At 69.8% G+C, this 6,166-nt stretch carries 5 protein-coding genes and 1 pseudogene; all 6 read right to left on the reverse strand.

Going from position 1 to position 6,166, the window contains the following annotated elements; genetic code table 11:
- Positions 1-31: 31 nt before the first annotated feature.
- A complete protein-coding gene (locus ABZ863_RS27510; RefSeq protein WP_358541255.1) occupies positions 32-781 on the reverse strand; it encodes a hypothetical protein in 750 nt (249 codons plus the stop codon).
- A gap of 382 nt (positions 782-1,163) precedes the next feature.
- Positions 1,164-2,735: a bifunctional phosphoribosylaminoimidazolecarboxamide formyltransferase/IMP cyclohydrolase gene (gene purH, locus ABZ863_RS27515; RefSeq protein ID WP_358541257.1), complete on the reverse strand. Its 1,572-nt coding sequence runs from the start codon at positions 2,733-2,735 to the stop codon at positions 1,164-1,166.
- Positions 2,732-3,349 carry a phosphoribosylglycinamide formyltransferase gene (gene purN / locus ABZ863_RS27520; protein WP_358541278.1) on the reverse strand — a complete coding sequence of 206 codons (618 nt, stop codon included), beginning with the start codon at positions 3,347-3,349 and terminating at the stop codon, positions 2,732-2,734. The genes purH and purN overlap by 4 nt, the downstream gene beginning before the upstream one ends.
- Positions 3,350-3,441: 92 nt before the next feature.
- Positions 3,442-4,941 (reverse strand): DUF6350 family protein, encoded by a 1,500-nt coding sequence (locus tag ABZ863_RS27525; protein ID WP_358541260.1) that lies wholly within the window; start codon positions 4,939-4,941, stop codon positions 3,442-3,444.
- Between the two features lie 150 nt (positions 4,942-5,091).
- Positions 5,092-5,826, reverse strand: coding sequence for a DUF5336 domain-containing protein (locus ABZ863_RS27530; protein ID WP_358541263.1), 735 nt, complete (start codon positions 5,824-5,826; stop codon positions 5,092-5,094).
- Positions 5,827-6,049: 223 nt separating this feature from the next.
- Positions 6,050-6,166: pseudogene (locus ABZ863_RS27535) on the reverse strand (succinate--CoA ligase subunit alpha); the annotation flags it as partial.

Below are 6,166 nucleotides of genomic sequence, written 5' to 3' on the forward strand. Positions count from 1 at the left end.
CGGGGCGGGCCCATACGCACCTCGGTAGCGTTCATCCCGCCTGCACCCCCTCGACGGCGATGGGCGGCTCCGCGATACGACCCGGTGCCTGCGTCACCACTCCACCAGGCCCGGGCAGCAACAGGGACGACCGGAACGGCCTCGCGGCCGCCCCGCGCCCGGCGACATCCACGACGACCTCACATTCCCGCAGGTAGCCATGGCCATCGCCGAGACCGCTCCAGCTCACCGGCGTGCTGCGCAGTTCCACCTCGGCACCAGGCCAGGGGCCAAGTGCCAGCAGCACCGCCCCACGATTCCTGACTCGAGCGGACAGTCGCCGTGCGGTCTGGGTCCCGCCGAACCTGCCCGGCGGGCCGGTGGCCACCACATCCACACCGTCGAGCAGGGCGGCGGTCGCGGAGGCGAAGTCCGCACCTGGCCGGGGCACCAGGGCGAGCCGGTTCGTGTCGACTCCGAGCCGCCGTGCGGCGACCAGCCCGAGCTGCGGGATGCCCACCACCGCGGCCCACGACCCGACCGAGGTGGCTTCGACCAGTAGCGCCAGAAGCAGCGAGATGGAGCCGTGCACCGCAATCGTGCTGCCCCTGCGCAACCCTCCCCAGGGCAACAGATCCGTGAGGGCAGGAAGTACCGGCAGTACCCGGCCTGTGGCCTGTGCCTGCGCTGCCGCGGCGGCTACCCCGCTGGCCGTCTCCACTCCGGGCAGGGCTGCCAGCCGGGCAACAGCGGACGACGGCGCACTCGGCGCTCCCGACCGCGCTGCATGGATCTCTGCCACCGCAGCACCCGGCATCGAACATCACCTCCCCTCGCGAACAGCACGAACACGCCCTGCTCAAGGCAGTGAGTTCGTGTTCTCTTGGTCGCCGTGGGGAAGACGGCTATGCATCGAACATACGTTCGATGAAGTGCGGTGTCAAGTCCTGCAGGTGGCACCATCGCACCATGAACCCGTCACGAGACGGCAACCTGCAGAACCTGCTGCGTGAGCTCGTGCCTCAGGTCCTCGGCACACTGCTGCGCGGTTCGGCAACTTCGCGACCGCTGAAGACGCCGTCCAGCGCTGCTGGCCGCGAGCCGCGCGCACGGACAGCGCACCCGAACGGCAGCACCTCGAGGCACGTGCCACCCGGCTGGCCAGGTGACCGCGCCAGGCGGGCTCAGTGGGCGAAGTGCCGGGTACCGGTGAGATAGACAGTGGCCCCGGCGGCCTCGGCAGCCGCGATGACCTCGGCGTCGCGCACCGAGCCGCCCGGCTGCACCACCGCACGGACACCGGCATCGAGCAGGACCTGAAGCCCATCCGGGAACGGGAAGAACGCGTCGGAAGCCGCGACCGAGCCCTTCGCGCGGTCACCCGCCCGCTGCACCGCCAGCCGCGCGGAGTCGACGCGGTTCACCTGGCCCATGCCGACACCGACCGTCGCCAGCTCCTTCGCCAGCAGGATCGCGTTGGACTTCACCGCCCTGATCGCCCGCCAGGCGAACACCAGGTCGGCCAGTGTTTCCTCGTCAACGGCCTCGCCGGTCGCGAGCGTCCAGTTCGCCGGGTCGTCGCCCGGTGCGTCGATCTTGTCGACCGTCTGCACGAGCATGCCGCCGGAAATGGGCCGGAACTCGATCGGGTCCGCGTCCGCGGCCTCGGGCAGGCGCAGCAACCGCACGTTTTTCTTGCGCTTCAACACATCCAGCGCACCGGCGTCGAAGTCCGGTGCCAGCACGACCTCAGTGAACACGTCGGCGATCTGCTCGGCCGTCTCCAGGTCGACCGGGCGGTTGGTGGCGATCACGCCGCCGTAGGCCGACACCGGGTCACAGGCATGTGCCTTGCGGTGCGCCTCTGCGACGTCGACCCCGACCGCGATCCCACACGGGTTGGCGTGCTTGATGATCGCGACCGCAGGCTCGGCAAAGTCGTAGGCCGCACGCCGGGCCGCATCGGTATCGACGTAGTTGTTGTAGGACATGGCCTTGCCGTGCAGCTGCTCGGCGTGGGCCAGACCGCTGCGCCAGTGCTTGTACACGGCAGCCCGCTGGTGTGGGTTCTCGCCGTAGCGCAGCACCTCGCCACGCTCCCAGGTAGCGCCGGTGAAGTCGGGGAAGCCCGAGTCGTCGACCGGCGCATGGACGCTGGCGAACCACGACGCCACCGCGGTGTCGTAGGCCGCCGTGTGCGCGAACGCCCGCGCCGCGAGCCGCTTGCGCTCGGCGAGGTCGAAACCACCGGCACGGACGCGCTCCAGCACCCAGTCGTAGCTGCCGGGGTCGACGACCACCGCAACCGAGCCGTGGTTCTTCGCCGCGCCCCGGACCATCGCGGGGCCACCGATGTCGATGTTCTCGACACAGTCCTCCGGGCTCGCGCCGGACGCCACGGTCTTGGTGAACGGGTAGAGGTTGACGACGAGCAGGTCGAACGGTGCGATGTCCAGCGACTGCAGCTGCGCCACGTGCTCGGGCTTGGTCATGTCGGCGAGCAGGCCGGCGTGCACACGCGGGTGCAGGGTCTTCACGCGGCCGTCGAGGGACTCGGGGAAGCCGGTGACGTCCTCGACCGGGGTCACCGGAACGCCGGCGTCGGCCAGTACCTTCGCCGTGCCGCCGGTGGACACGATCTCGACGCCAGCCGCGTGCAGGCCGGTCGCGAGCTCCAGCAGGCCCGCCTTGTCCGACACCCCGATCAGCGCGCGCCGAACGGGACGCTGCCCGACCCCAGGGGTCTGCTCACTCACGAGAACCACACCTTCCGTCCGTCCACCGTGCAGCCGGCACGGCCCAGCTTCGCGATCACGTCAACGAGCAGCCGGCGCTCCACCACCTTGATCCGCTCGTGCAGGGTCGCTTCGTCATCGTCGGGCTCCACGGTCACCGCCTCCTGCGCGATGATCGGCCCGGTGTCCACACCGGCGTCAACGAAGTGCACGGTCGAGCCGGTGACCTTCACGCCGAGCTCCAGCGCGTCGGCCACGGCCCGGATGCCGGGAAACGCAGGCAACAGCGCGGGATGAGTGTTGATCACCCGGTTCGGAAAGTGAGCGAGGAAGCGCGAGCCGAGGATCTTCAGGAAACCCGCCGAGACCACCAGGTCCGGCCGGTACGCGGCAACGGCGTCGGTGAGCGCCTTGTCCCACGCCTCCCGATCGGGATGGTCACTCATCTTGATCGCGAACTGCGGAATCCCGGCCCGCTCGGCACGGGTGAGGGCAGCGATGCCCTCCCGGTCCGCGCCGACAGCCACCACGGTCGCCGGGTACGCGGGCTCCCGCGCCGCGTCGAGCACCGCTTGTAGCAGGGTTCCCGATCCCGACGCGAGTACCACCAACCTCGCGGGGGTAGGCAGCTCCAACCTGCTAGCCAGAACGGTCTCCTTGCCGGGCAGTGCGCTGCGCGCATATCGCTTGACCTGTGACTCCACCCTAAACGGCGCGAAGTTGATCTTCACGGAGAGGTGTCGCGGGTGCCTTTGTCCGGTTCGGTGTCGTCGGGGTCGGCTACGTCTTCGGCGGCCTCGGTGTCCGGCTTCGCCTCGGTCCCCTCGTCGTCCGGGTCCTCGAAATCGTCGTCCTCTGGCTCGTCCTCGGAGGGCTCCTCGACGGGCTCTTCTTCGGTGGGCTCGTCCTCGTCGGCGGTGTCCGTTTCCGTATCCGCCGCCTCGGGTTCGTCCACCGGCTTTTCGTCGGCCGCGGTGTCCTCCGCGACGGTCTCCGACTCCTGTGCGGACTCGGGCACGGGCTCGGGCTCGGGCTCGGGTTCGGGTTCGGGTTCAGCCTGCTGGTGTGGCCCTGCGAACCACGCGACCAGCCCACCGGGCACCGCGATCCACAGGAACGTCGCGATCGACACGAACCCGAGCGGGATCGAAACGGGATCGAAGGCGCCAGAACCGAGGCGGCCACCGGCAAGGGTGCCGACCACCACGGTGCCGAAGCCGACCAGCGCGCCGGCCACTCCGACGGTGCGGAGCCGAGCGACGGGGTCCTCGTGGCTGCCACGCAGTGTCCACCCGACCAATGCCCCGGCCAGCGCCGGAAGCACGAGAAACGCCGGCCACCACAGGGAATACTGCTCCGGAAGTGCCGCCAGCAACGGCACACCGGGCACCGCACCACCAGTGAACGCGAACGGGCTGACCGACACCGTGCCGATCGACAGCCCCGGTCCGGTCACGAAACCAAGGGCCAGAACGGTCGCATTGGGGACGTAGCCGATCGACAGCAGCAACATGCCCGCCCCGCTGCCGGGGCCCGGCGCGTTGCCGGCGAAAAGCCGCGCAGCCGTCGACGCCGACAATGCCATCGCGATGAGGAGGGTGAGCCCACCAGCGGTCAACAACGCGAGCAGCCCCAGCGCACCAGCGCGCAGGCCGCGCACGGCGAGCGGGTCCAGGTAGCGGCTCACGGCTGGCACGAGGCCGCAGCGGCGTGCGACCCCGATTACTGCCGCGCCGCCGGCCAGGAGTGCGGGTACCCCGGCGGCCAACACCGGCTCCACACTCACCGCGCTGCCACTGGACAGAACCGCGATCGCGATACCGAGCAGCGCGTGCGCACCCGCGATCGTCGCGAGAATTGGTAGAGCCTGTCGCGGCTGTGTGCAACACAAACGCTGCGCCGTGCCGGCCGCGGTACGCGCCACCACGACGATGACCCCGATCGTCGGCACGAGCGGCAGGATGCCGAGCGGCACGCCATCGATGTGCAGTGGCACCTGATACGCGGCGAGCCAGCTCGGACCGGCGGCCAGCAGCACACCGGACGCGGAGAACTGTGACCGGGTGGCGATGGCGGTCACCAGGGCGAGCAGTGCCGCGACAGCCGCGTAACCGGTGATGAGCGGGCCCAGCGCCGCGGCGAGCAGCGCCCGCACCCGGGCGCCGGGCGACACATGTTCACCGTGGTCCACATCCGCGGCGCGCGGGTGGGTGGTGAGCAGGTCCATGCCCTGACCATCGCATTTGTGATGCACCAGCCGGGTGTGCCACGCCGCCGTTACCGGATAACGGCGCTCACACCCCACCCGGTTGAGGACCCACGAAAAAGCAACGTCGCCCGTGGCATGGCCACGGGCGACGTTGCTGATCGTTGTCGGTCAGCTGTTGGGCTGGCCGAAACCGCTGGGCGGACTGCCCGGCTGGTTCGGCTGGCCACCTTCCGGCTGCTGCTGGAAGAACTGGCCGTGCTGGGGCGCGTAGGTGGTCGGCTGCTGCCCCGGCTGCGGCGAAACCGGCTGTGCGAACTTCGTCGGCTGCGGGATGCCACCGGACTGGTCCGGCGCAGGCGCCTGGCCGAACTGGGGCTGGCCGAACTGCTGCTGGCCGTACGGACCCGGCTGGCCGTAGGGGCCTGGCTGCCCCGGTGTCGGCGGCTTGAGGATTCCGGCGCCGAACAGGTACGCCCCCACCGCCGCCAGCATCTGCAGGATGCTGAAGATCAGGACCATGACACCGCCGGCCTGAAGGCTGGCATCGACGGAGAACACGGTGAACATGAACGGCAGCACCGTGCCCACAGCCAGAATCGCAGGCCACGGACCGGACTTCTGCTCTCCGGGCAGCAGATCGAGCACCGCCGTGAGGCCGCAGATGAGCAGCAAGGCCGGGACCCAGGCGAAGCCGCCGCTGTAGAAGCTGACACTTCCGGCGAGGTTCGCGAAGGCAAGGAAGAGGCTCAGGACGCCGAGGCCGGCGGTCACCAGCAAGAGGATCTGCGGGAGGGCAAGCTTGGGACCCCCGCCTGTGGACGGAGCCGCCCCGGGGTAAGGCTGTTGCGGCTGCTGCGGGCCCTGGCCCGGGAATCCACCCGGCGCGCCGCTCGGGAAGGTCATCCGTTGTTCTCCTGTCGTGGTCTGCTGTTCAACGCGCGGCCAGTCCTAGTCTCCCCGACTGTGCGCCCCCGGGCTGGCAACGTTAGCGCACGCCCAGTCCGTCAAGCGCTGGCTCTTAGACGCTTCACCCGGGCGGTTGGTTTCCCCACGGCCCCACATCTTTGTCAACGCCAGGGGCCGGGCACCTGCGGCGCCCGGCCCCCATTTGCGTCAGGTTCCCTGTCTACAGGGACTGGTACAGCTCCCGCGCGAGTGTGGCGGTTTCGGATGGTGTTTTGCCGACTTTGACTCCGGCGGTTTCGAGGGCGTGTTTTTTGGCTTGGGCGGTGCCGGTGGAGCC

The sequence above is a fragment of the Saccharomonospora sp. NPDC046836 genome, from assembly GCF_040645195.1.
In the GTDB taxonomy this organism is placed as follows: domain Bacteria; phylum Actinomycetota; class Actinomycetes; order Mycobacteriales; family Pseudonocardiaceae; genus Prauserella_A.